This is a genomic window from Pseudomonas migulae (genome assembly GCF_024169315.1).
Taxonomy (GTDB): domain Bacteria; phylum Pseudomonadota; class Gammaproteobacteria; order Pseudomonadales; family Pseudomonadaceae; genus Aquipseudomonas; species Aquipseudomonas migulae_B.
Genome location: NZ_JALJWR010000001.1, coordinates 1,916,720 through 1,939,188, shown reverse-complemented (window position 1 = coordinate 1,939,188; position 22,469 = coordinate 1,916,720). Strand labels below are relative to the sequence as shown.

Annotated in this window: 19 protein-coding genes and 1 pseudogene; 11 read left to right on the top strand and 9 right to left on the bottom strand. The window is 60.0% G+C overall.

Translation table 11 applies throughout. The features are described from left to right. Window position 1 precedes the first annotated feature (1 nt). From dkgB to J2Y86_RS08980, 3 genes are all read right to left on the bottom strand, one after another. Window positions 2–805 carry a 2,5-didehydrogluconate reductase DkgB gene (gene dkgB / locus J2Y86_RS08990; RefSeq protein WP_253429904.1) on the bottom strand — a complete coding sequence of 268 codons (804 nt, stop codon included), beginning with the start codon at window positions 803–805 and terminating at the stop codon, window positions 2–4. Between the two features lie 245 nt (window positions 806–1,050). Beyond that, entirely contained in the window at window positions 1,051–1,590 is a 540-nt protein-coding gene (locus J2Y86_RS08985; RefSeq protein WP_253429901.1) for a PaaI family thioesterase, read from the bottom strand. Window positions 1,591–1,686: 96 nt separating this feature from the next. Further along, the gene (locus tag J2Y86_RS08980) at window positions 1,687–2,595 is read right to left on the bottom strand and encodes a LysR substrate-binding domain-containing protein (protein WP_253429898.1); all 909 of its coding nucleotides are present in this window, start codon (window positions 2,593–2,595) and stop codon (window positions 1,687–1,689) included. Between the two features lie 104 nt (window positions 2,596–2,699). Between J2Y86_RS08980 and J2Y86_RS08975 the strand changes: the two genes are divergently transcribed. From J2Y86_RS08975 to J2Y86_RS08960, 4 genes are all read left to right on the top strand, one after another. After that, window positions 2,700–3,566, top strand: a complete 867-nt coding sequence (locus J2Y86_RS08975; protein ID WP_253429895.1) for a pirin family protein — start codon at window positions 2,700–2,702, stop codon at window positions 3,564–3,566. Between the two features lie 92 nt (window positions 3,567–3,658). Next, on the top strand, window positions 3,659–4,342 hold the full coding sequence (locus J2Y86_RS08970) for an isochorismatase family protein (protein ID WP_253429892.1): 684 nt from the start codon (window positions 3,659–3,661) through the stop codon (window positions 4,340–4,342). Between the two features lie 56 nt (window positions 4,343–4,398). Beyond that, complete coding sequence (ycaC, locus tag J2Y86_RS08965; protein WP_253429889.1) at window positions 4,399–5,025, top strand: isochorismate family cysteine hydrolase YcaC; 627 nt, start codon at window positions 4,399–4,401, stop codon at window positions 5,023–5,025. A 185-nt stretch (window positions 5,026–5,210) separates the two neighbouring features. Next, a complete protein-coding gene (locus J2Y86_RS08960) occupies window positions 5,211–6,653 on the top strand; it encodes a mechanosensitive ion channel domain-containing protein (protein WP_253429886.1) in 1,443 nt (480 codons plus the stop codon). Window positions 6,654–6,793: 140 nt separating this feature from the next. Here the strand turns inward: J2Y86_RS08960 and J2Y86_RS08955 are convergent, their stop codons facing one another. The 3 genes from J2Y86_RS08955 to J2Y86_RS08945 form a co-directional block, all read right to left on the bottom strand. Continuing rightward, a complete protein-coding gene (locus J2Y86_RS08955) occupies window positions 6,794–9,223 on the bottom strand; it encodes a TonB-dependent receptor (RefSeq protein WP_253429882.1) in 2,430 nt (809 codons plus the stop codon). 101 nt (window positions 9,224–9,324) lie between these two features. Then, complete coding sequence (locus J2Y86_RS08950; protein ID WP_253429879.1) at window positions 9,325–10,284, bottom strand: FecR domain-containing protein; 960 nt, start codon at window positions 10,282–10,284, stop codon at window positions 9,325–9,327. After that, window positions 10,284–10,790, bottom strand: coding sequence for a sigma-70 family RNA polymerase sigma factor (locus J2Y86_RS08945; protein WP_253429876.1), 507 nt, complete (start codon window positions 10,788–10,790; stop codon window positions 10,284–10,286). The genes J2Y86_RS08950 and J2Y86_RS08945 overlap by 1 nt, the downstream gene beginning before the upstream one ends. A 321-nt stretch (window positions 10,791–11,111) precedes the next feature. Here J2Y86_RS08945 and J2Y86_RS08940 point away from each other — a divergent pair, with 321 nt between their 5' ends. Beyond that, window positions 11,112–11,552: a carboxymuconolactone decarboxylase family protein gene (locus J2Y86_RS08940; protein WP_253429872.1), complete on the top strand. Its 441-nt coding sequence runs from the start codon at window positions 11,112–11,114 to the stop codon at window positions 11,550–11,552. Here J2Y86_RS08940 and J2Y86_RS08935 read toward each other — a convergent pair whose 3' ends face one another. Both J2Y86_RS08935 and J2Y86_RS08930 read right to left on the bottom strand, forming a co-directional pair. Beyond that, window positions 11,553–13,145, bottom strand: coding sequence for a DHA2 family efflux MFS transporter permease subunit (locus tag J2Y86_RS08935; RefSeq protein WP_253429869.1), 1,593 nt, complete (start codon window positions 13,143–13,145; stop codon window positions 11,553–11,555). After that, window positions 13,142–14,263: an HlyD family secretion protein gene (locus J2Y86_RS08930; RefSeq protein ID WP_253429866.1), complete on the bottom strand. Its 1,122-nt coding sequence runs from the start codon at window positions 14,261–14,263 to the stop codon at window positions 13,142–13,144. The genes J2Y86_RS08935 and J2Y86_RS08930 overlap by 4 nt, the downstream gene beginning before the upstream one ends. A gap of 108 nt (window positions 14,264–14,371) precedes the next feature. On the opposite strand from J2Y86_RS08930, the pseudogene J2Y86_RS08925 reads away from it, so the two are divergent. The 6 genes and pseudogenes from J2Y86_RS08925 to J2Y86_RS08900 form a co-directional block, all read left to right on the top strand. Then, window positions 14,372–14,815, top strand: a pseudogene (locus J2Y86_RS08925) (MFS transporter); the annotation flags it as partial. Between the two features lie 341 nt (window positions 14,816–15,156). Then, window positions 15,157–15,786, top strand: coding sequence for a hypothetical protein (locus J2Y86_RS08920; protein WP_253429863.1), 630 nt, complete (start codon window positions 15,157–15,159; stop codon window positions 15,784–15,786). Between the two features lie 53 nt (window positions 15,787–15,839). Then, window positions 15,840–16,691 carry a hypothetical protein gene (locus J2Y86_RS08915; RefSeq protein ID WP_253429860.1) on the top strand — a complete coding sequence of 284 codons (852 nt, stop codon included), beginning with the start codon at window positions 15,840–15,842 and terminating at the stop codon, window positions 16,689–16,691. A 154-nt stretch (window positions 16,692–16,845) separates the two neighbouring features. Further along, window positions 16,846–17,949 (top strand): polyamine ABC transporter substrate-binding protein, encoded by a 1,104-nt coding sequence (locus J2Y86_RS08910; RefSeq protein WP_253429857.1) that lies wholly within the window; start codon window positions 16,846–16,848, stop codon window positions 17,947–17,949. A 31-nt stretch (window positions 17,950–17,980) separates the two neighbouring features. Continuing rightward, window positions 17,981–19,399: an aminotransferase gene (locus J2Y86_RS08905; protein ID WP_253429854.1), complete on the top strand. Its 1,419-nt coding sequence runs from the start codon at window positions 17,981–17,983 to the stop codon at window positions 19,397–19,399. Beyond that, window positions 19,396–20,304 (top strand): helix-turn-helix transcriptional regulator, encoded by a 909-nt coding sequence (locus J2Y86_RS08900; RefSeq protein ID WP_253429851.1) that lies wholly within the window; start codon window positions 19,396–19,398, stop codon window positions 20,302–20,304. The genes J2Y86_RS08905 and J2Y86_RS08900 overlap by 4 nt, the downstream gene beginning before the upstream one ends. Window positions 20,305–20,401: 97 nt before the next feature. On the opposite strand, the gene paaZ is transcribed toward J2Y86_RS08900, so the two are convergent. Further along, window positions 20,402–22,456, bottom strand: coding sequence for a phenylacetic acid degradation bifunctional protein PaaZ (gene paaZ / locus J2Y86_RS08895; protein WP_253429847.1), 2,055 nt, complete (start codon window positions 22,454–22,456; stop codon window positions 20,402–20,404). Window positions 22,457–22,469 lie beyond the last annotated feature (13 nt).

The window sequence follows — 22,469 nt, the reverse complement described above, 5'->3', positions numbered from 1 at the left end:
CTTAATCCCAGTGCGGCGCGATGCCTTTGGGGCTGGTCAGGCGCTGGCCGCGTTCAAGACCGGCGATCAGCGCCATGTCGGCATCGCTCAATGTCAGGGCGCAGGCTTTCAGGTTGCTTTGCAGGTTGGCGCGTTTGGTCGACGAAGGAATCACCGCGTAACCCGATTGCATCGCCCAGGCCAGCGTCACTTGTGCCGGTGTGGCTTGCAGGCGATCGGCGATCTGCTGGATGACCGGGTCTTTCAACACTTCACCGTAAGCCAGGGTCATGTAAGAGGTGATCCGGATGCCCTGGCTTTGCGCGAACTCGACGACCTTGCGGTTTTGCAGGTACGGGTGCAGTTCGATCTGGTTGGTGGCGATGTTCTCTGCACCGACGGCGGCGATGGCCTGTTTCATCAGGTCGACGGTGAAGTTTGAAACGCCGATCTGGCGGGTCAGACCGAGCTGTTTGGCTTCGAGCAGGGCGCCCATGAATTCTTCGACGGGCACCTGGTCTTCCGGCGATGGCCAGTGGATCAGAGTCAGGTCCAGGTAGTCGGTTTGCAGTTTGCTCAGGCTTTCCTTGAGGCTGTCGATCAAGCGGTCTTTGGCGAAGTTGGCCACCCAGATCTTGCTGGTGATGAACAGCTCTTCACGGGCAATGCCACTGGCCGCGATGGCCTCGCCGACCTCGGCTTCGTTTTCGTAGATCTGCGCGGTATCGATGACCCGATAGCCCAGCTCCAGGCCGGTGCTGACCGAATCGATGACCACCTGGCCTTGCAAGCGAAACGTACCAAGACCGAATGCGGGAATAGACATCAATGACTCCAGGGTTTGCAGTGGGAATGGGCACGAGTATCCGCGCCCGCATCCTTGAGAAAAACCGCTGGTGGGGCAAAGCACTGTTTACCGCAAGTCATGAATCGGAAGGCAGTCTGGGGGGATTGATGGTGTCTGGTCTGGCCCCTTCGCGAGCAAGCCCGCTCCCACAGGGGATCTTCGGTGTACACAAAGCCAATGTGGGAGCGGGCTTGCTCGCGAAGGCCGCGACTCGGGCTGAGGATTTACCCCCGCGCCTCAAGAATCATGCAAGTCGTCGATCCGGTGGCATACAACCGCCCATCCACATCATAAATCCGCCCCTCGGCCAGCGCCGTCGAACGTCCCAGATGAACAATCTTGCCCTCGGCCCGCACCGGCCCACTGGCACCGGTCAACGCGCGAACGTAGCTGATGCGCAGATCCAGCGTCGTATACCCCTGGCCCTTTTTCAGCTGCGTGTGAATGGCGCACCCCATGCACGAGTCCAGCAAGGTCGCCGCATAACCGCCATGCACGCTGCCCAGCGGGTTGTAATGCCGCGAATCCGGCGTGCCCTGGAAGATGAACAGCCCGGCCGACCATTCGATGGGGATGAAATCCATCAGCGTGCCGATGGGCGGCGAGGGCAGTTCACCGTTGCCGATGCCGTTGAAAAACTCGGTGGGCGACAGCGCGCTGACCTCGGCCATCGACAGACTGCCCGGGCCGGCCAGACGTGCGCGCATGGCGTCTTCCTGGGCAATCCATTGGGCGAGGGTGGCTTCTCGGTTGGGGCTTTGCATGATCATGTCCTCGGACGGGCGCTGATATTATGGTTGTAATCTGCGCTGATATTATGTCCGAAATAAAAACTCCGCCAGCCCCGTGTGTCGAGTCCTTCACGCAATATCGCTGTGACTGAATTCCTCCCCCAGAAAGTCGATCAACGCCCGCACTGATGGCAGCAGTCCACGGCGCGACGGGAAGATCGCGTGGACGATCCCGCACTTGGGCGCCCAGCCTGGCACCAGTTCCAACAGGCGTCCGGCGGCGATGTCATCGCGTACCACCACGCTGGGCAGGTGCGCGACGCCGATGCCCGCGAGCACGGCGTGACGCAAGGCCAGCAGGTCGTCGGTGACCATGCGCGGCGCGTGCCGAATCAGCGCACTTGCGCCGTCCGCGCCCAGCAACTCCCACTGGTATTCACGCTGCGCCGCGCCCCAGTGCACGCTCGGTAAACCGCTGAGGTCGGCCGGGGAGGCGGGCGACGACAGCCGTTCGGCGAACGCCGGGCTGCCCACCAGGCATTGAGTGCTGTTGCCCAGCACCTTCATCACCATGTCGGTGTTTTCCAGCGGCGGAAAGCGAACGCGCAGGGCAATGTCGAACCCCTCGTGGATCAAGTCGACCCGGCGGTTGGTGCTCTCGATGAACAATTCCACCAGCGGGTACTTGAGCATGTAGCGGGTCAGCATCGGCCCGACCCAGGTATTGAGCAGCGCCGTCGGGCAACTGATGCGCACCAGGCCCTGGGGTTCGGAGCGGTTGCGTTCGATCAGTTCGGCGGCGCTTTCCGCTTCGACGCGCATGGCCAGGCAGCGCTGGTAATAGGCCTGGCCGATTTCCGTCAACGAACAATGCCGACTGGTGCGATGCAGCAGGCGTACGCCGAGGCGCTCTTCAAGCTCGGCGATGCGCCGGCTGAGCTTCGATTTGGGCATGTCCAGTGCCCGCCCGGCCGCGGCGAAACCCTGATGTTCCACCACTTGGGTGAAGTAGTAGAGGGTGTTGAGATCTTCCACCATCGTTCTCCATATAGAACGCTAAGGCTGATTTTTGCAGTCTAGCGCACTAAAGGCTTCGGTTTTAAGCTTTGTTCATCGCGTCAAACCACAGAATTGGAGGCAGCATGAAAAACATCATCGGCATCTACACCAGCCCACGGACCCATTGGGTCGGCGACGGTTTTCCGGTTCGTACGCTGTTTTCCTACGACAACCTGGGCAAACACATCAGCCCGTTTTTGCTGCTGGATCACGCCGGCCCCGCTGAGTTCACCCCGACCACCGAGCGTCGTGGCGTTGGTCAGCATCCGCACCGCGGTTTTGAAACCGTGACTATCGTTTATAAGGGCGAACTGGAGCACCGCGACTCCACCGGCAGCGGCGGCAAGATCGGCCCGGGCGATGTGCAATGGATGACCGCCGCCTCGGGGATTCTTCACGAAGAATTCCACTCCGAAGGGTTCGCCAAAACCGGCGGCACTCTGGAAATGGTGCAACTGTGGGTCAACCTGCCGGCCAAGGACAAAATGGCCGATGCCGGTTACCAGACGATTCTCGACGGCGACATTCCGAGCATCCCGCTCAAGGACAAGGCCGGCAGCCTGCGTCTGATCGCCGGTGAGTTCGACGGCCATACCGGTCCTGCACGGACATTCACCCCGGTCGACGTCTGGGACCTGCGCCTGAACGGCGGCAAGTTGCTGACCCTCGATCTGCTTGAAGGCCGCAACACCGCGCTGGTCGTGCTGCGCGGCACGGTTCAGGTCAACGGCCTGGAACTGGTGCGCGAAGGGCAGTTGGCGTTGTTCGAACGCAACGGCAACCAGATCAGTCTGGAAGCCAATAACGACGCAGTGGTGTTGCTGCTCAGCGGCGAGCCGATCGACGAACCGATCGTCGGCCACGGCCCGTTCGTGATGAACAGCGAGCAAGAGATTCACCAGGCCTTTGCCGACTTCCAGTCCGGTCGGTTCGGCCAGATGCACGGTTAACCCTACAGGTTCAACAACCCGCTCTACACAGGATGCGTAGGCCGGTTCTAAGGCCAGGGATGGCTGTTGCCTGAAATAATGAGGAGACGCACATGAGTACCGTCAACGCGGCCAACTTCAATGGTCAGAAACCGACCATCGATCCCAACGACAGCGCGATGCTGCTGATCGACCACCAAAGCGGGTTGTTCCAGATCGTCAAGGACATGGACGTGCCGCAACTGCGCGCCAACGCCATCGCGCTGGCCAAAGCGGCGACGTTGCTGAAGATGCCGGTGATCACCACCGCTTCCGTACCGCAAGGGCCGAACGGGCCGTTGATTCCGGAAATCCACGAGGCTGCGCCGCATGCTCAATACGTGGCACGCAAAGGTGAAATCAACGCTTGGGACAATGCCGAGTTTCACGCGGCAGTGAAAGCCACCGGCAAGAGAACCCTGGTGATCGCCGGCACCCTGACCAGCGTATGCCTGGCGTTTCCGTCCATCGCGGCGGTGCATGAAGGCTACAAAGTGTTTGCGGTGGTCGACGCTTCCGGCAACCACTCGAAACTGGCCACTGATCTGACCATTGCCCGTTTGGCACAAGCCGGGGTGGTGCCGATCGACATCATGGCTACGCTCTCTGAGCTGCAAGGCTCGTGGAACCGTCCGGATGCCGAGCAGTGGGCGGCTGTCTATGCCCAGGCCATGCCGCATTATCAATTGCTGATCGAGAGTTACCTCAAGGCTCAGCAAGTGGCGAACGAACACGAAGTGCTGGATTCCCAGCGCTAACCGGGTACCCCACGCCGACTTCCACTCGGCATCGATAACACGCGAGGACTACTGCAATGACTACTTCTTACAAACGTCTCGACAAGGATAACGCCGCCGTTCTGTTGGTGGATCATCAGGCGGGCCTGCTGTCTCTGGTGCGGGACATCGAACCGGACCGTTTCAAGAACAACGTGCTGGCCCTGGCTGACCTGGCCAAGTACTTCAAGTTGCCGACCATCCTGACCACCAGTTTCGAAACCGGCCCTAACGGTCCGCTGGTGCCTGAACTCAAGGCACTGTTCCCGGATGCGCCCTACATCGCCCGTCCTGGCCAGATCAATGCCTGGGACAACGAAGATTTCGTCAAGGCGATCAAGGCCACCGGCAAAAAGCAACTGATCATCGCCGGGGTGGTGACCGAGGTGTGCGTGGCGTTCCCGGCACTGTCGGCCCTGGCGGAAGGCTTTGAAGTGTTCGTGGTGACCGACGCTTCCGGCACGTTCAACGAGCTGACCCGCCAATCGGCCTGGGACCGCATGTCGTCCTCCGGTGCGCAACTGATGACCTGGTTCGGCCTGGCCTGTGAGCTGCACCGCGACTGGCGCAACGACGTGGAAGGCTTGGGCACCTTGTTCTCCAACCACATCCCGGATTACCGCAACCTGTTTACCAGCTACAACGCGCTGACCGATAGCAAGTAATTACTGACACAACAAAACCTAATGTGGGAGCGGGCTTGCTCGCGAAGGCTGACTAACATTCAACATCTGCGTTGACTGTTACACCGCTTTCGCGAGCAAGCCCGCTCCCACAGTGTTTTGTGTTGTTCTGAAGGCATCAATTGCTCCTACACTGTGCCCATCCGTACCTGTGCTGGAGTCGCTCGATGCTGTCACTGCTCACCAATCATCCATTGATCTGCGCGCTGATCCTGATCCTGATCGACCTGGGATTGTGGCGCTTGATCAGTGCCGGCGGCAGCAACTGGAAATTGGTGGTGCGGCTGGTGATTTTCGCGCTGTTCAGCATGCTGCTGTTCAACGAGGGTTTGAACCCGCTGGAGCCCGCGCCGTGGGCCGACAACGTGCCGCTGCACCTGGCGGCGACCGGTTTGCAGATTGGCTGGTGGCTGTTCGGCGCGCGTACCCTGACGGTGTTGATCGGTGCGGTGATGATGCAGCGGGTCGGGCATACCGGGCGCTTGCTCCAGGATTTGCTCGGCGCGGTGATTTTCCTGATCGCGATCATCGCGGCGCTGGCCTACGTGCTCGATCTGCCGGTCAAAGGCGTGCTGGCCACCTCCGGTGCGTTGGCGATCATCGTCGGCCTGGCGTTGCAAAGTACCCTCAGTGACGTGTTCTCCGGGATTGTCCTCAACACCACCAAACCCTATCAACTGGATGACTGGATCTCTATCGACGGCACCGAAGGCCGGGTCACCGACATCGACTGGCGCGCCACGCGCCTGCAAACCGCCCAGGGCAGCATGGCGGTGATTCCCAACTCGCTGGCGGCGAAAGCCAAGATCGTCAACTTCAGCCGGCCGAGCGATATTTTCGGCGTGTCGATCAGCCTGCAACTCAGCCCGCACGCACGGCCGCAGACGGTGATCGATGCGCTGGAACGGGCGATGGAAGGTTGCCGTTATCTGCTGAACAAACCGGCGCCGAGCGTTTCACTGAAAGGTTCGAGTGCCGCCGGTGTGGAATACGAAATCAGCGGCTTCGTGGTTTCGATGGATCAGAAACGCATGGTGCGCAATCTGCTGTTCGACCTTGCGTTCCGGCACTTGCAAGCGTCGGGCGTGAGCCTGTTGTCCAGCGTCGAATCGAATGCACCGGCCGCGCTGTCACGTCCGCGGGCGTTGCTGGAAAGCTCGGCTATCTTCTCGACCCTGCGCCAGGAAGAGAAAGAAACCTTCAGCCAGCACATGAGCCTGCAAACTTTCCGTCCCGGGGAAATGATCCTGCCGGCGGGGGAGGTCAGCGATCATTTGTTCATCATCGAATCCGGCGTGGTGTCGGTGTCGCTGAGCCGCGCAGGAGTCAAGTTTGAATCCGGACGCATGGGGCCGGGCGAAGTGATCGGCGAGGGCGGGATCCTCTCGGACACGGCGCTGCCGGCGGACTTCACCGCCAAGACCCCCTGCAGTTTGTACCGGATCGAGAAGGACTACCTCAAACCCTGCCTGGATGCGCGGCATGACATCGGCGAAGCGATGAAGGCGCTGCTGGATTTCCGTTTGCACAAGGCCCAATCGTTGACCCAGGAAGCGCCGAAGGTGGTGGCGAAGAAGGGGTTCTTGCAGTGGTTGCGCAGTCGGGCTTAGGGATTTTTGGTGAATGGCCGCTGCGCGGTTCGCGAGCAAGCCCCGCTCCCACATTCGACCGCGTTTTCAAAGTGAAATACGGTCGAATGTGGGAGCGGGCTTGCTCGCGAAAGCGGTGGCCGGTTCGCCCAGAAATCAGATCAGAAATCCAAAGTCGCCGACACCTTCAACGTCCTGGGCGTTCCTTGCGTCAGATACCCGCCATTCGCCGACGCCCAATACGCCTTGTTCGCCACGTTCTCCAGATTGGCGCGCAAGGTGATTTCCTTCTCATCCAGCCTGAACGCATACCGCGACCCCACATCAAAACGGTTCCATGCCGGAATGCTTTGAGTGTTGGCGGCATTCAGGTATTGCCCGCCCGTGCGCAACATCCGTGCGCTTAGCGCCGCCCCTTCAATCCCCGGCACGTCCCAATCGGCGCCGACGTTGAGCTGAAAGTGTGGCACGCCGACGGCGCGGTTGCCATCGTTGACACCGTTGGTGCTGCCTTCGATTTCGGTCTTCATCAGCGTCGCACCGCTCAGCAAGCGCAGGCCATCGAGGGGTTCGCCGTAGATGTTCAGCTCCGCGCCTTTGTTCTGCTGCTGGCCATCGACCCGAAAGATCCCGTTCTGCGTATAGCTCGACGGCTGCTCGATGCGGTACACGCCCAGGCTCGCGCCATAAGTGTCCATGTCCAGGCGCACGCCGGCTTCGATTTGCTTGCTGCGCACCGGGGCGAAGGTTTCGTCGCGGTTGATCGCACTGGTCGGTGGTGTCGGCCCCTTGGCCAGGCCTTCGATGCGGTTGGCGTAAAACGAAACGTGTTCCCACGGCTTGATCACCAGGCCATAGACCGGCGTGGTGATCGACTCTTCATAGCTTGAGGTGCGCGCGCCGGTGGTGGTGTTCCAGCCGTCGACGTTCAGCGTCTGGCGGCGTACGCCGAGGGTCAGCAACACGCGATCGTCGATGAAACCCAGGGTGTCGGACACCGCCGCGCTGCGCAGGGTGTTCTTGCCGACGATGCGCGGATCATGAATGTCGCTGCCGAACGAGGTGGCCCGTGGACGCGGTTTATCAGTGACATCGTAGAGGTTGGTGCTGTAGCGCCCGGCGGTGGCAATCGTTTCGAACGCCGAGCGTTGCTGGCCCCAGATACCTGCCAGGCCGAGGTTGAGCTGATGGCTGATCGGCCCGGTGTTCAAGTGGCCATTGAGGCCGGCCATCAGGCTTTGGTTATCCTCGTCGTGCGGCGGGTAAAGCATGCCGCCACGGGCGGCGCCATTGAGGTTGGTGACGGTCAGCGACGAGTACACGCCGTTTTCCCGGGTGTGTTTGGCGCCGCCGGAAACGTAGGCGGTCCAGCTGTCGCTGAGGTCGTATTCGGCGCGGGCCATGCCGAAGGTGTCTTCCAGTTGCGAGTAGCTCCAGCTCTGCGCATAGCCGGCATTGGCGTCCGGGACCTTGGGCGCTTTCTGCAAGGACGAATCGACGTACACCACCGAACGGCCCTGATTGATCACCTGTTTCTGGTAGCCCAGGTCCGTCGACACGCGCAGGCGATCGCCGCGATAGTCCAGGCCGAGGCTGATCAGCGACGAGCGCTGGTCTTCGTCATCGACGGCGGTGTCGCCTTCGCGTTGCATCAGGTTGACCCGGGCGCCGAAGCGGTTGTCTTCGCCAAAGCGCTGGCCCAGATCCAGATGCCCGCCGACCCGGCCATCGGCGCTGTAATCGAGGGTGACGCTGCGGGTCGGCACATCGTTGGCACGTTTGGGTTGCAGGTTGACGCCGCCGCCAATCCCGCTGCCGCTGGGCGTGACCCCGTTGACGAAAGCGTTCGGCCCCTTGAACAACTCGACCCGCTCCAGCGCTTCGGTGGCGATGATCTGTCGCGGCAATACGCCGTACAGGCCGTTATAGGAAATGTCATCGGACGCCAGCGGCAAACCGCGAATCATGAACACTTGGGAGAAGTTGCCGAAACCGGCGGACTGACGCACCGAGGCATCGTTGAGCAACACATCGCCGACGGTCTGGGCCTGTTGGTCGGCGATGGTTTTTGCGGTGAAGCTGGTGACGCTGAACGGCAGGTCTTTCAACGCCTGGTTGCCGAGCATGCCGACCTGCGCCACCTTGGCGACCTGGCCGCCGCCGTAGGTGTCAGCGTTGTCGTCGCGCAGGGCGCTGACGTTGGTGGCACCCAATTCCAGTGCGCCGTCGGCGGCCATTCGCGGCGCCACGGTGTAACCGCTCCCGCCCGTGCTGATCAGCTCGAAACCACTGCCTTCGAGCAATTGCGCGAAGCCCGATTGCACGCTGTAGTTGCCCTGCAACCCCGGACTCTGGCGATCGCCCAGTTGTGCCGGATCGAATGACAACGGCACCCCGACCGCCACGGCGAATTGCGCCAGCGTCTGGCTGAGCAACCCAGGCCCGATATTGACGTGGCGGCTGGCACTTTCGTTGACACTGTCGGCGGCCTGACTGGTGACGGGCAGCAACGCGGTAAAGGCCAGGGCAATGCTCAGGCTCAGGACCTTGAGCGGGAAATCGGCGGGGCGGTGCAGCGGCGTTGAAGTCATTCGGCGTTCCTGTCGAGCGCGTGGAATTGAAGAGGTCTATCCACACACCGAACGAAACGCAGAAAGGTATCAGGGAGGAGTGAAAAAAATTGACGGTGCCTTCAGACCCGCGGTTCGACCGACAGCCAGTACCGGGTCAGGCTGCTGATTTTCAGCGGCAGCGTATCGCCGAGCAGACGCAGGCTCGCGTCGGTATCGCGCAGGGAAAAGGCCCCCGACACCCGCAAACCCGCGACATCGGCATGACAGCGCAACACGCAGGGACGGTAGCGGCTCAGTTCACCGAGCAGTTCGTCCAGGCGCATATTGTTGGCCAGCAACATGCCCTTGTCCCAGGCCAGGGCGCTGGTGTCGAAACGTTCCACCGGATCGAACCGGTCGAGTTTGAAGCCCTGGCGTTCACCGGCCTTGAGGGTAGTGCTCTGTGACAGCAACAGCGGCGTGACGTCCACGAGCCCTTCGAGCACCGATACCTGGCTTCGCGAACCATGGATCCGCACGCAAAACCGGGCTCCCGACGCACGGCTAACGCATTGCGGGGTTTCAACGATAAATGGCCGGGCTGCGGGATCCCCCGCAGTGCTGATCAACACTTCGCCGTCCAAGAGCATGACGCGTCGCGCATGCTCGTTGAAGGCAATGTTGACGGCACTTTCCGTGTTGAGCAGCAGCTCGCTGCCGTCGGGCAGTTGCAGGCGTTTCTGTTCGCCCACGGCGGTCCGCTGATCGGCAGTCCATTGTTGCCAGGGCATATGTTGCGAGGCGAAGCCCAAAGGGCCGGCCATCAGGAACAAGCCCACACGCGTGAGGGTCTGGCGGCGGCTGAGGCCTTCTTGGCGCGAAGCCCGTTGCAGGGTCTGGATGGCGAGGTTGGCCGGAACGCTGCGAAACTCGCCGAGCAGCGCTTCGGCCCGCAGCCAGGCCTGGGCATGCTCGGCACTGCGGCTGCGCCAATGGGCAATGGCCTGATGGTCGGACGGCGTTGCGGTCCCTGAATGCAGCTGCACCAGCCAGTCGGCGGCTTCGCCGAGAATCTGCGGGTTGATCATCGACGAATTCATCAGGCGACACTCAGGCAGGCAATGAACGCGGCACGCATGTGCCGTTTGACGGTGATCAGCGACACACTCAGGCGTGTGGCGATCTGCGCATAGGTCAGCCCTTCGATCTGCGACAGCATGAAGGTCTCGCGAGTGACCGTCGGCAATTCGCGCAACAGCGCTTCGATGCGCATCAGGGTTTCGAGAATCAGCAGGCGGGTTTCCGGCGACGGGACGTCGGCGACCGGCAATTGAGCGATGGTTTCCAGATAGGCGCGCTCGATGTCCTGACGTCGCCAGCGGTCGATCACCAGGCCCTTGGCGATGTGCGTCAGCAAGGCACGGGGCTCGCTCCCCAGGGGTTTGGCGACTTGCCGGGTCAACAGGCGCAGGAACGTATCATGGGCCAGGTCGGCCGCGTCGCAGCGGTTGCCAAGTTTTCGATGCAGCCACCCCTGAAGCCAACCGTGGTGTTCGCTGTAGAGGGTGTGGATTTGCTGGTTCGAAGGTGGGTCGACTGACGACATGGGGGACCGATACTCGTTTCGGGCGTCCTGGACTGATTGCAATTAAGAATTGATCGCATTCTAGTGGCGCGGACCGAGTGCTGGCAATCAGCCCGGCGTATTTAATTTTCGTACGTTCTGTAGGAGCGAGCTTGCTCGCGATGGACGTTAACGATGACGCGTGTTGTCTGATTAAACGCGTCGCTCTGGAGTTCATCGCGAGCAAGCTCGCTCCTGCAGAGTTTGTGGGGTGGTCTCCTCGACTTCTGGAATATTGGCTATTTGAGCAACCGGCCTGCGGGATTAACTTAGCTCCACCCCCACTTGCTCCTGGAGCCCGACATGAAACCGCGTATCGATTTTTACACCGCTTCCCCTGATGCACTCAAAGCCATGATCGCCCTGGAAACCGCCGTCTCGAAGCTGCCGCTGGAAAAAAACCTGATCGAACTGGTCAAGCTGCGTGCTTCGCAAATCAACGGCTGTGCCTTCTGCATCGACATGCACACCACCGATGCCATCAAGGGCGGAGAAACCCCGCGTCGCCTGTTCGCCGTGACCGCCTGGCGCGAGGCGCCGTTCTTCACTGATCGTGAACGTGCTGCGCTGCTCTGGACCGAATCCCTGACTCAACTGAGCCTGACCCACGCGCCGGACGAAGACTACGAAGTGGTCAGCGCGCAGTTCACGCCAAAGGAAATGGTCGACCTGACCGTGGCGATTTCCACCATCAACAGCTGGAATCGCCTGGCGGTAGGTTTCCGTAAAACGCCTCAGGCCTGATCAGTGAGCGTCTGCTGACGGCGCGGCCGGTGGTTGCACCTTGCGCATCAAGGGCACCATCGCCGTGGCGATGACGAAGCAGACCCCGATCATCAGGAACGCGTCGCCGTAGGTTTGTGTCTGTGCTTCGCGGTAGGTCAGCAGCCATAACTGATGCAGGCTGGCGGTGACGCCCGCGTCACCGCTCTGGCCGAGGGTGGCGAAGTTGTTGCCGACCTGGGACAGCCACTGATTCAGCGCTTCGTTGGTGCTGTTGAGGTTTTCCGCCAGGCGGGTGAAGTGCAGGTTGGTCCGGTCGTTGAGGATCGTTGCACACGCGGCGATGCCAATGGCACCGCCGAGGTTGCGCATCAGATTGAACAAGCCCGAAGCATGTTTGAGCCGGGAGGGCGCCAATCCGCCGAGGGTCAGGGTGACCGCTGGCGGCACCGCCAATTGCTGGGCAATCCCGCGCAGCGCTTGCGGCAACATCAATTCCTTGGCCCCCCAGTCATGGGTGATCGGGCTGAAATCCCACATCGACAACGCGAACAGCCCGAGGCCGGTCATCATGATCCAGCGCAGATCGATGCGGTTGGCCAGAAAGGCATACAGCGGAATCGCCATGATCTGGAACACCCCGGTGGAGAAAACCGCCAGACCAATGTCCAGCGCGCCGTAGCCACGCACCCTGCCGAGAAACAGCGGCGTCAGGTAAATGGTGGCGAACAGGCCGATCCCGGTGACGAACGAGAAGAAGCAGCCGAGGGCGAAGTTGCGGTCTTTCAGGGCGCGCAAATCGACAATCGGATTGGCCACATGCAAGGTTCGACCGATGAACGCCAGGCCCGCCAGGCCGCTGATCCACGCGGTGGTCAGAATCGTGCGGTCGCTGAACCAGTTCCAGCGCGGGCCTTCTTCGAGGGTGTATTCCAGGCAACCGAGAAACAGCGCCAGGAACACCATGCTCAGGTAGTCGGCGCCTTTGAGCAACGACAGTTCCGGTTGATCGATTTTCACCAGCATCGGTACTGCCACCGCAACGAAAATCCCCGGCACCAGGTTGATGTAGAACAGCCAGTGCCAGGACGAAATGTCGGTGATCCAGCCGCCGATGACCGGCCCCAGCGTCGGCGCCAATGAGGCCACCGCGCCAATCGTGGCCGCCGCGATGACCCGTTGTTTGCCGGTGAAGAAAATGAACGCCGTGGTAAACACCAGCGGGATCATCGAGCCGCCGAGAAACCCTTGCAGGGCGCGGAAGGCGATCATGCTCTGGATGTTCCAGGCCGCGCCGCAGAGCAGGCTGGCGAGGGTGAACCCCACCGCGGACGCGCAGAACAACCAGCGTGTCGAGAACACTCGGGAGAGCCAGCCGGACAGCGGAATCACGATGATTTCGGCGATCAGGTAGCTGGTCTGCACCCACGCGGTTTCGTCAGTGCCCGCCGACAGTCCGCCGCCGATATCGCGCAATGACGCGGAGACAATCTGGATATCCAGCAGCGCAATGAACATGCCCATGCACATGGTGGCGAAGGCGAAGACCTTGGTCGCCGTCGCCATGTTGGCGGCGTTGAACGGTTGCGCAGGGGCGGCGAGGGCGCGGCTCATGGTGCGCGAGCCACGACTGGGGTTTCAGGCTCCTTGCGCGTATCCACTTCAGCGGTGACCGACAGACCCGGACGCAGATGACCGAGCACGCCATCGGCCGGATCGAGCACGATCCGCACCGGCACCCGTTGCACGATCTTGGTGAAGTTGCCGGTGGCGTTTTCCGGTGGCAACACGCTGAACTGCGAACCACTGGCCGGCGCGAGACTGTCCAGATGACCGTGGAAAACCTGCCCCGAAAGTACATCTGCGTGAATGACCACCCGTTGACCCGGTGTCATGTGCGCCAGTTGGTCTTCCTTGAAGTTGGCATCGACCCACAACCCGCTCGCCGGCACCACCGACAACTGTTGCGAACCGGCCTGCGCATACGCGCCGACCCGCGCCCGGCGATTGCCGATCACGCCATCCATCGGTGCGCGCAACTCGGTGTAACCGACGTTCAGTTGCGCCAGATCACGCTCGGCGCGGGCCTGCATCAGCGCGGCACGGGCTTGCTGTTTCTGGGTTGCGATCACGTTCAACTGGCGTTGCGCGGCCAGCAACTCAGCCTGGGCCCGGGCACTGAGTGCCTGGGCGGTCTTGAAGGTGGCGTTGGCGCGTTGGGCGCTTTCTACCGAGACAGCGTTGCTGCCAACCAGTTTTTTGTAACGCGCATCGTCATCCCGGGAGCGAGAGGTTTCGGCACCAGTGGCATCGATCCCGGCGCGGGCCTGGCCGATTACAGCGTGTTGCAGTTGTTCGGTGGCGTCGAGGTTGGCGAGCAAGGCTTCTTCTGCGGCGACTGCACCTTCGGCCTTGGCCAGGTTGGCGCGGTAGTCGCGGGAGTCGAGGCGGATCAGCACATCACCGGCCTTCACTTTCTGGTTGTCGGTGACCAGCACCTCTTCGATGTAACCCGCCACCTTCGGCCCGATCACCGTCACGTCGCCACCGATGTAGGCGTCGTCGGTTTCTTCGATGAAACGACCGGCGGTCCACCAATGCGCCGCATAGAAACCCGCGAACACCAGGGCGGCAATGGCCAGGGTCAGCAAGATCAGGCGCTTGAGCAGGGGAGGCTTTGGAGTGGTCACCGGGACAGCCAGGTCGGGCTCAACGGAAGGCATGCTGGTCATGAAGGGTTACCTGTAGGAAACGGCGTTTAATTACGCACGTAATATGACGCATGTCATATTTAGTGGCAATTTATTTTTGCTTCCGGTCGTCAGGTGCTTATTTCAGCCAGGCACTTGCCAGAGACACGACCGCAGCCCGTAGCAACGCCTGCCCTGTTCGAGACACTGTGGCGGATGTTCGGCGACCGCGATATCTGGCGTTCGACGCTGCTGGTGGCGCTTTTCAATGTCGCTCTGTTCAGTTACTACAGCCTCGGTCATTTCGCGTTTCAGCGATTGGGTCTGAGTGCGCAGATGTTCGGCTATAGCGGGGTGATCCTGGCCTTGGGTTCCGGCCTAGGTGCCTGGCTTAACAAGCGGCTGCTGCGTCGAGGTGTGGGCGGCTCGCAGCTGATTCAGGTGGCAGCGGCGCTGGAACTGGTCGGTGGCAGTGGCGTACTGCTGTTTGCAGAAAGCTCTTTATTTGTGTGGCCGATGCTGCTGGTGGTGCTGGCGTTCGGCATGGCGATTCCGAACATCCTCGGCCCGGCCCTGACGTCGGTAGAAAGCAGATCCATTGCTGTTTGACCGTAGGTAGCCATGCAAAGTGATGTAGGAAAAGGCCGAAGGCGTGGGTCATATTCGGACAATTTTTATCCTGAACTTCTTTCATGACAATTCAGAAATATTCGGAAAAGTGCCGCTGGACGCGAAGTTGCAAACCCTGTGCTAGCTTGATTAGCAACCTTGAAGCACATGGATAGTGGCTTTGGTTATCCACGGCTAAAGCCTATAAAAACTTCGACATTTACGAGCAAGGACGTCCAGTTATGCCGTTACAGCGGCCCATTTCGTCATTACCAGCCAGCGACTCCTTCGGTAACACACTTCAAGTGAAAGTGTCTGTTGTACCTATGACCAAGGCGCTGGCAATGCAATGGCACGAGAACGTCCAACCGCTCGTCAATAGCAATTACGCGCATGACGGTACGACGAGCAAGAAAGTAAGGGCAGACGTTGGATGGCGCTGGCCAACTTACCTTAAGTTCGTGGCTATCCATAATTACCTTACCCGGATGCCGGGAAATGCCTCCGAAAGAGGAAAAGCGATGTGTGTTGTCGTTTCCAAGGGCGAGCAAAAATTTCCGATAGGGATGCTTTCCATTGTTCCGAAGCTCCATTGCAATGTTGAGGGTGTTGAACGGAAGCGAGCTTTCACCTGGTACCTTTCTGATGCACCGTCGGAGGCTTATGAGCAGTTTTTGAATCAGCCGGTGGTTCGAGGTGTTGCCAAGGCGTTAATCGATTGCACGATTCAGGCTGCTCTGGACGAAGGTGAAGACGGGGAGTTGTTGCTGCATGCAGACCCGAAGGGTGGCAGAAAACTCATTGAGTTCTACGGAGCCAGCTGCAGGATGAGACGTCTATCACCCACCAATGGCTGCATCACGGCAGTGTGGCGCCGCGGACGGCCCGAAGAATATTTCCATTTCAACGGGGCGGACGCACAGGCGTTTTCTGCTCTGTATGATGCTCGGCGATAGGCGGCGATGGTTACGCTTTGCGCTACTGAAGGCCGAAAGGTAGAGTGAATTTTATGCCAAACACCATACCTCAACTCTCAAAGGGCGAACTCGCTCACGCGCTTCGTGAACTGAAGGGGTTCAGTGCTGATCTGGATACTCAAAGTGGTTACGACGCGTCAGCCGTGCTGCTCGCTGAAATCATGGCTGACCCGATTCAACGAGAACGACTCGTTGCTTTACTGGAGCAGTTTGAAGAAGAATATCCAGAGCATTCAGCAACCAGCTGGGTAAATGACGGTTCACCCGTCGACAGGACTTCAACATTACCGGTTGCGGATGACCTCTATTATGATTTGCCGACAGGAACCGAAGACACTCGTTTGATCGCAGGGTCTGCCGGAGCAACTGTGGAAAAATTCTTGAGCAAGTATAGAGAGGAAATGGTTGGCTCTCTTTCCTATGGCACTTGCATGCCCCCCGAGACGCAATATATGCACAAGGGACCAGCCAGTGAGTGCTTCGAATGCACTCACTATGCTTCCTTTGACGTTGACGCCTGGAGTCGAGTATTGGTCTTGGCGGAGCAGCGATTGCAGGGGGAAGCTACTCGTCGGGCTTCTTTTTTATCCAGGCTTGCGCAGGTTTTTCATGAGAACGAACCTCCGGAATGGGAAGTTCAAAAGTGCCCGATTACGGAAAACTCATTTTTAATCATTTTGAATCATGGTGCTGACCGCGCATCCATCGGATTTGTAGGCAGCGAGCAAAGTGCTTTTGTCATGGTGTCCATCAACGACAGCGCTTTGACAATCAATGAGTCCTTCCAAAATACTCAAAAATTTGCAGCACGTATCGCGGACTTTTTTACCGATGCTCCAAAGTCCGGTCACAAGGCGATCCAGCATATGCTCAGAGCATTGTGATACGGATTGTCCGGGGGACAAAAGTGCCCGTAACCAAAAAATGAACACCACGCTCCACACCCCCATTCGGGGTATGGCGCCAATCACCGAATCCCCCAATAGTAAGTTCATCCGCTCATCCAGAGCCGAACTCGCTTGATAAGGTGAATTTGCTATGCGCAAGGCCCTCACGGTGATTTCCAGCCTGTTACTCATTCCTCTGATGACCAACGTCCAAGCCGCCGACGTCAACGACAGCAACACCCTCAGGCTTTACAACTGGGCGGACTACATCGGCGAAAACACCCTCGCCGAGTTCCAGAAGGCCACCGGTATCAAAGTGATCTACGACACCTTCGACGCCTATGAAACGGTCCAGGCGAAGTTGCTCACCGGCCACTCCGGTTATGACCTCGTGGTGCTGAACGCATCCCTCGCACCACCCCTGATCAAAGCCAAGGTATTCCAGCCGCTGAATAAAAAGTTACTGCCCGGCTGGACCAACCTCGACCCGAAAGTTCTGCAGGACATGCAAGGGTTCGACGCCGGCACGGTCTACTCCGCGCCCTATACCTGGGGCAGTAACGGCATCACCTACAACGTCGACAAGATCAAGGAACGCATGCCGGATGCGCCGATCGGTTCACTGGCAATGATCTTCGATCCCAAGATCGTTTCGCGCTTCGCCGACTGCGGCGTCACCCTGGTCGACGCACCCACCGAAGTCATTCCACTGGCCCTGAAGTACCTGGGCCGAGACCCGAGAAGTGCCGCGCCGGCAGACCTGAAAGCCGCGCAAGAGTTGCTGTTGTCGGTGCGCCCATACATCCGCAAATTCGACTCGGTCAACTACCTGACCAGCCTGCCCAATGGCGATGTGTGCATGGCCATGACCTGGTCCGGGGACTATGCGACGGCCATGGCCCGTGCCGAAGAGGCCAAGCTGAACATCAAGCTGTCCTATTTCATTCCTTCGGAAGGTTCATTGATCTGGTTTGACAACATGTACATTCCAGCCGATGCCCCTCACGTCGCCAATGCCCACAAGTTCCTCGACTACTTGATGCAGCCCCAGGTGATGGCCGACGTCACGGACTACATCCACTACGCCAACAGTAACGCGGCAGCGACGCCATTGTTGGATGCCGATGTGCGCAACAACCCCGCCATCTATCCCGATGAAGAAACCCGTCAGCGCCTGTTTCCGCAAAAGACCCAGGACGCGAAAGACATGCGCGCCATGACCCGCGTCTGGAGCACGGTGAAAAGCGGCATCTGATCGTCCAACTATTCGGTCTGAGGTTTTTTATATGGCTACGCCTACCAGAAAAGTATTGTCCGCCATCGATGAGTCGCACTTGGTCAAAGCCGATAAAGCGCACTACATGCACGGCTATCACATGTTCGACGAGCACGCTGAACAGGGTTCGTTGAACATTGTGGCCGGTGACGGCGCCTATATTTACGACACGCAGGGCAACCGTTTTCTCGATGCCGTGGGTGGCATGTGGTGCACCAACATCGGTCTGGGCCGTGAAGAAATGGCCCAGGCGATTGCCGACCAGGTGCGGCAGCTGGCCTATTCGAACCCGTTCTCCGACATGTCCAACAACGTCGCTATCGAGCTGTGCGAGAAGCTCGCCAGCCTGGCGCCGGGGGATCTCGATCACGTGTTCCTGACCACTGGTGGCTCTACCGCCGTGGACACCGCGTACCGCCTGATTCAGTACTACCAGAACTGCCGTGGCAAACCGGACAAGAAGCACGTCATCGCTCGCTTCAACGCCTATCACGGCTCGACCGCGCTGACGATGTCGATCGGTAACAAGGCCGCCGACCGTGTGCCGGAGTTCGATTACGCCAACGACAAGATTCACCACGTGTCCAACCCGAACCCGTACCGCGCGCCGGACGGCATGGACGAAGCGCAGTTCCTCGACTTTCTGGTGCAAGAGTTCGAGGACAAGATTCTGTCCATCGGCGCCGACAAGGTCGCGGGCTTTTTTGCCGAGCCGGTCATGGGCTCGGGCGGTGTGATCATTCCGCCCAAGGGTTATCTGAAACGCATGTGGGAAGTGTGCCAGCGCTACGACATTCTGTTTGTCGCCGATGAGGTGGTGACGTCCTTTGGCCGGCTGGGCAAGTTCTTCGCTTCCTATGATGTGTTCGATGTGCAGCCCGACATCATCACTACAGCCAAAGGGCTGACGTCCGCTTATCTGCCACTGGGCGCGTGCATTTTTTCCGACCGTATCTGGAAAGTCATCGCCGAGCCCGGCAAGGGCCGCTGCTTTACCCACGGCTTCACCTACAGCGGCCATCCGGTGTGCTGCACGGCGGCGCTGAAGAACATCGAAATCATCGAGCGGGAAAACCTGCTTGAGCATGTCGATGTGGTCGGTGCCTATCTGGAAGAACGCCTGGCGACACTCAGGGATTTGCCGCTGGTGGGCGATGTGCGCTGCCAGAAGTTCATGGCGTGCGTGGAGTTCGTCGCGGACAAGCGCACCAAGGCACTGTTTGCAGACGAGATCAACATTGGCGAGAGGATTCATTCCCGTGCCCAGGCCCGAGGGTTGCTGGTGCGGCCGATCATGCACCTTAACGTGATGTCGCCACCGCTGATTCTGACGTGTGCCCAGGTGGATGAAATCGTCGAAACCCTGCGGGTGTGCATTGTTGAAGTGGCGGCCGAGCTTGAGCAGAGCGGTCAGTATTTCGGCCAATGAGTTCGTTGAACCCGCGGTTACGAGGAACCGGTTCACCCGCTAGACTGCGGGGCATGAGCAAACCAAACGACGACACCCTGATCGCCATGCCCTTCGGGGCATTGCACAAATGGCACGACGACCTGCGCGAGGCCTTCGCGCATATCGATGAGCCCGACGCGCTGCGCTATCTGGCGTCGGCGTTCGGGCATCTGGTGTCGATCGAATCGGTGATGATCAGCCTGGAACACAAGGACCGTCCGCCACAGTTGCTGTATCAGCGGGGCATTGCGGAACAGTATCGGGTCTCGCTGCTTGAACGTTACTTTTCCGGAGGGTATCTGCTCGATCCGTTCTGCCTGGCCGTTGAGCAAGGGTTGGCGGAAGGGTTTTATCACCTGGAGGAAATTGCCCCGGACAACTTTTTCGACAGTGAGTACTACAAGACTTACTACTTGAAAGCGGGCAGTTCCGAGGACAGCTTTTACCTGGTTGATACCGGTCATGACACACAGATTTCCGTGAGCCTCTTTCAAGGTTTTGGCGGTGAAAGCCTGCGGGTCGAACAATTGAACCTGTTGCGCGCCGTCGAGCCATTGGTGCGCGAATTCATTGCCGAATTCGGCCAGCGTGGCTTGCAGCATCGTGTCGAGATGCACAGTGATCACGAAGCGGGCAGGCGTGACGATCTCAAGCAACGGGTGCAGTCGGCTTTCGAACACTTCGGCAGCGACGTGCTGACCGAGCGCGAGCGGGAAGTGGCGCACATGGTGTTGCGGGGGCACTCGGTGAAATCCACGGCCAGTCAGTTGGGGATCTCGCCGGAAACGGTGCGCATGCACCGCAAGAATCTGTATTTGAAGCTGAGCATCTGTTCGCAGTCGGAGTTGTTTGCGCTGTTTATCGAGTGGTTGCGCAAGCATTGATCCGTGAATTTTCTATCACCCCCCGGAACCTGTGGGAGCTAGCTCCCACAGTGGATTCAGGTTGACCACACCATCTGTGGTCAACCAGGAATCCTGATCATTCCTCGCGTTTAACGACCAGGGTCAAAATGTCATAACTGGCAACCAGCTCACCCAACTGATTGGTCACCTCCACATCCCACGCCACCACGCCCTGTGGAATGCCCTGCGGGCTCTTTTTCCCCTGATCGATTTTGCGCTTGCACGTCAGGCGCGCCTGGATCGTGTCGCCAATCCCCACCGGGTTGATGAAGCGCAACGTATCCAGACCATAGTTGGCCAATACCGGGCCCGGTGCTGGCGACACGAACAGACCGGCCGCCGCCGATAGCACAAAGTAACCGTGAGCGATGCGCTTGCCGAATTGCGATTCCTTGGCCGCGATCTCGTCGAAGTGCATGTAGAAATGATCGCCGGACAGGCAACCGAAGTTCACCAGATCGGCCTCGGTCACGGTACGGCGATGGGTCAGCAGCGACTCGCCAATCTGCAAGTCCTGGAAGAAGCGGCGGAATGGATGTACTTCGGTTTCAATGACTTTGGCGCCGCGCACGTATTCGCCGGTGACGGCGGCCAGCATGGTCGGGGAACCTTGTACCGCCGCGCGTTGCAGGTAGTGCTTCACCGCGCGCAGACCACCGAGTTCTTCACCGCCGCCGGCACGCCCCGGGCCACCGTGTTTGAGTTGCGGCAGGGGCGAACCGTGGCCGGTGGATTCGGCGGCGGATTCGCGATCCAGTACCAGCAAGCGACCGTGCCAGGCGGCCGCGACCGGGATGGCCTTGGCGGCGATCTGCGGGTCTTTGGTGATCAAACTCGCCACCAGACTGCCTTTGCCGCGAGCGGCCAACACCAGTGCTTCATCCAGATCGTCATAGGCCATCAGCGTGCTGACCGGGCCGAACGCTTCGATGTCGTGGGCGCCGCCCTCGGCGTGCGGGTCGCGGGCTTGCAACAGGGTCGGCGCGAAGAACGCCCCCTGGCTGACGTTTTCACCGCGCGGCTCGAAACCGTCGCGGGCACCGAACAGCATATCGCTGCTTTGCAGCAGGCTTTCCAGGCGTTCGGCGACGTCTTTTTGCTGATCGTGGGACGCCAGCGCACCCATGCGCACGCCTTCCACCGACGGGTCGCCGACCACGACTTTCTTCAGCCGATCGCGCAAACGGCTGGCGACCGCATCAATGTGTTTGGCCGGCACAATGGCGCGACGGATGGCGGTGCATTTCTGCCCGGCCTTGGTGGTCATTTCCCGGGCGACTTCCTTGATGAACAGCTCGAATTCTTCATCGTCCGGGGTGACGTCCGGGGCGAGTATCGCGCAGTTCAGCGAGTCGGCTTCGGCGTTGAACGGCACCGAATTGCGGATCAGGTTCGGGTTGACCCGCAGCTTGGCCGCGGTGTCGGCCGAACCGGTGAAGGTCACTACGTCCTGGCCTTGCAGGCGGTCGAGCAAATCACCGGTGCTGCCGATGATCAATTGCAGGCTGCCCGCCGGCAATAAACCGGATTCGTCCATCAGGCGTACCACGGCTTCGGTCAGGTAGCTGGTGGCGCTGGCCGGCTTGACGATGCACGGCATGCCGGCGAGAAAGCTCGGTGCGAACTTTTCCAGCATGCCCCAGATCGGGAAGTTGAACGCGTTGATGTGCACCGCCAGGCCGCCTCGCGGCACCAGAATGTGCGTGCCGGCGAAGGTCCCCAGTTTGCTCAGTTGCAGCGCCGGGCCTTCGTGGACGATGTTGCCCGACGGCAGTTCCCGCGAGCCGAGGCTGGCGTAGGTGAACAGCGTGCTGTTGCCGCCTTCGATGTCTATCCAGCTGTCGGCGCGGGTGGCGCCGCTGTGGTGGGAGATCGCGTAAAGCTGTTCCTTGCGTTCGCTCAGGTACAAGGCCAATGCCTTTAGACGTTGGGCCCGCTGCTGGAAATCCAGCGCCATCAACCCGCTGACACCCTGGCGACGACCGTGCTCGATGGCTTCGGCGAAGTCCGGACGCTCTTCGTGGGTGCGCGCAATCTCGTGGCCGTCGATGGCGCTGCGCAGCACCTGCGCACCGTGTTGGCCGATCCAGCGACCGGCGATGAAACTTTGCAGGGTAGGGGCGTGAGGCATCACGATTCCTCCA

Bases quoted from the DNA above. Each gene is read 5' to 3' on its own strand.
- dkgB (WP_253429904.1), bottom strand. From the start codon at position 805: ATGTCTATTCCCGCATTCGGTCTTGGTACGTTTCGCTTGCAAGGCCAG.
- J2Y86_RS08985 (WP_253429901.1), bottom strand. From the start codon at position 1,590: ATGCAAAGCCCCAACCGAGAAGCCACCCTCGCCCAATGGATTGCCCAG.
- J2Y86_RS08980 (WP_253429898.1), bottom strand. From the start codon at position 2,595: ATGGTGGAAGATCTCAACACCCTCTACTACTTCACCCAAGTGGTGGAA.
- J2Y86_RS08975 (WP_253429895.1), top strand. From the start codon at position 2,700: ATGAAAAACATCATCGGCATCTACACCAGCCCACGGACCCATTGGGTC.
- J2Y86_RS08970 (WP_253429892.1), top strand. From the start codon at position 3,659: ATGAGTACCGTCAACGCGGCCAACTTCAATGGTCAGAAACCGACCATC.
- ycaC (WP_253429889.1), top strand. From the start codon at position 4,399: ATGACTACTTCTTACAAACGTCTCGACAAGGATAACGCCGCCGTTCTG.
- J2Y86_RS08960 (WP_253429886.1), top strand. From the start codon at position 5,211: ATGCTGTCACTGCTCACCAATCATCCATTGATCTGCGCGCTGATCCTG.
- J2Y86_RS08955 (WP_253429882.1), bottom strand. From the start codon at position 9,223: ATGACTTCAACGCCGCTGCACCGCCCCGCCGATTTCCCGCTCAAGGTC.
- J2Y86_RS08950 (WP_253429879.1), bottom strand. From the start codon at position 10,284: ATGAATTCGTCGATGATCAACCCGCAGATTCTCGGCGAAGCCGCCGAC.
- J2Y86_RS08945 (WP_253429876.1), bottom strand. From the start codon at position 10,790: ATGTCGTCAGTCGACCCACCTTCGAACCAGCAAATCCACACCCTCTAC.
- J2Y86_RS08940 (WP_253429872.1), top strand. From the start codon at position 11,112: ATGAAACCGCGTATCGATTTTTACACCGCTTCCCCTGATGCACTCAAA.
- J2Y86_RS08935 (WP_253429869.1), bottom strand. From the start codon at position 13,145: ATGAGCCGCGCCCTCGCCGCCCCTGCGCAACCGTTCAACGCCGCCAAC.
- J2Y86_RS08930 (WP_253429866.1), bottom strand. From the start codon at position 14,263: ATGACCAGCATGCCTTCCGTTGAGCCCGACCTGGCTGTCCCGGTGACC.
- J2Y86_RS08920 (WP_253429863.1), top strand. From the start codon at position 15,157: ATGACCAAGGCGCTGGCAATGCAATGGCACGAGAACGTCCAACCGCTC.
- J2Y86_RS08915 (WP_253429860.1), top strand. From the start codon at position 15,840: ATGCCAAACACCATACCTCAACTCTCAAAGGGCGAACTCGCTCACGCG.
- J2Y86_RS08910 (WP_253429857.1), top strand. From the start codon at position 16,846: ATGCGCAAGGCCCTCACGGTGATTTCCAGCCTGTTACTCATTCCTCTG.
- J2Y86_RS08905 (WP_253429854.1), top strand. From the start codon at position 17,981: ATGGCTACGCCTACCAGAAAAGTATTGTCCGCCATCGATGAGTCGCAC.
- J2Y86_RS08900 (WP_253429851.1), top strand. From the start codon at position 19,396: ATGAGTTCGTTGAACCCGCGGTTACGAGGAACCGGTTCACCCGCTAGA.
- paaZ (WP_253429847.1), bottom strand. From the start codon at position 22,456: ATGCCTCACGCCCCTACCCTGCAAAGTTTCATCGCCGGTCGCTGGATC.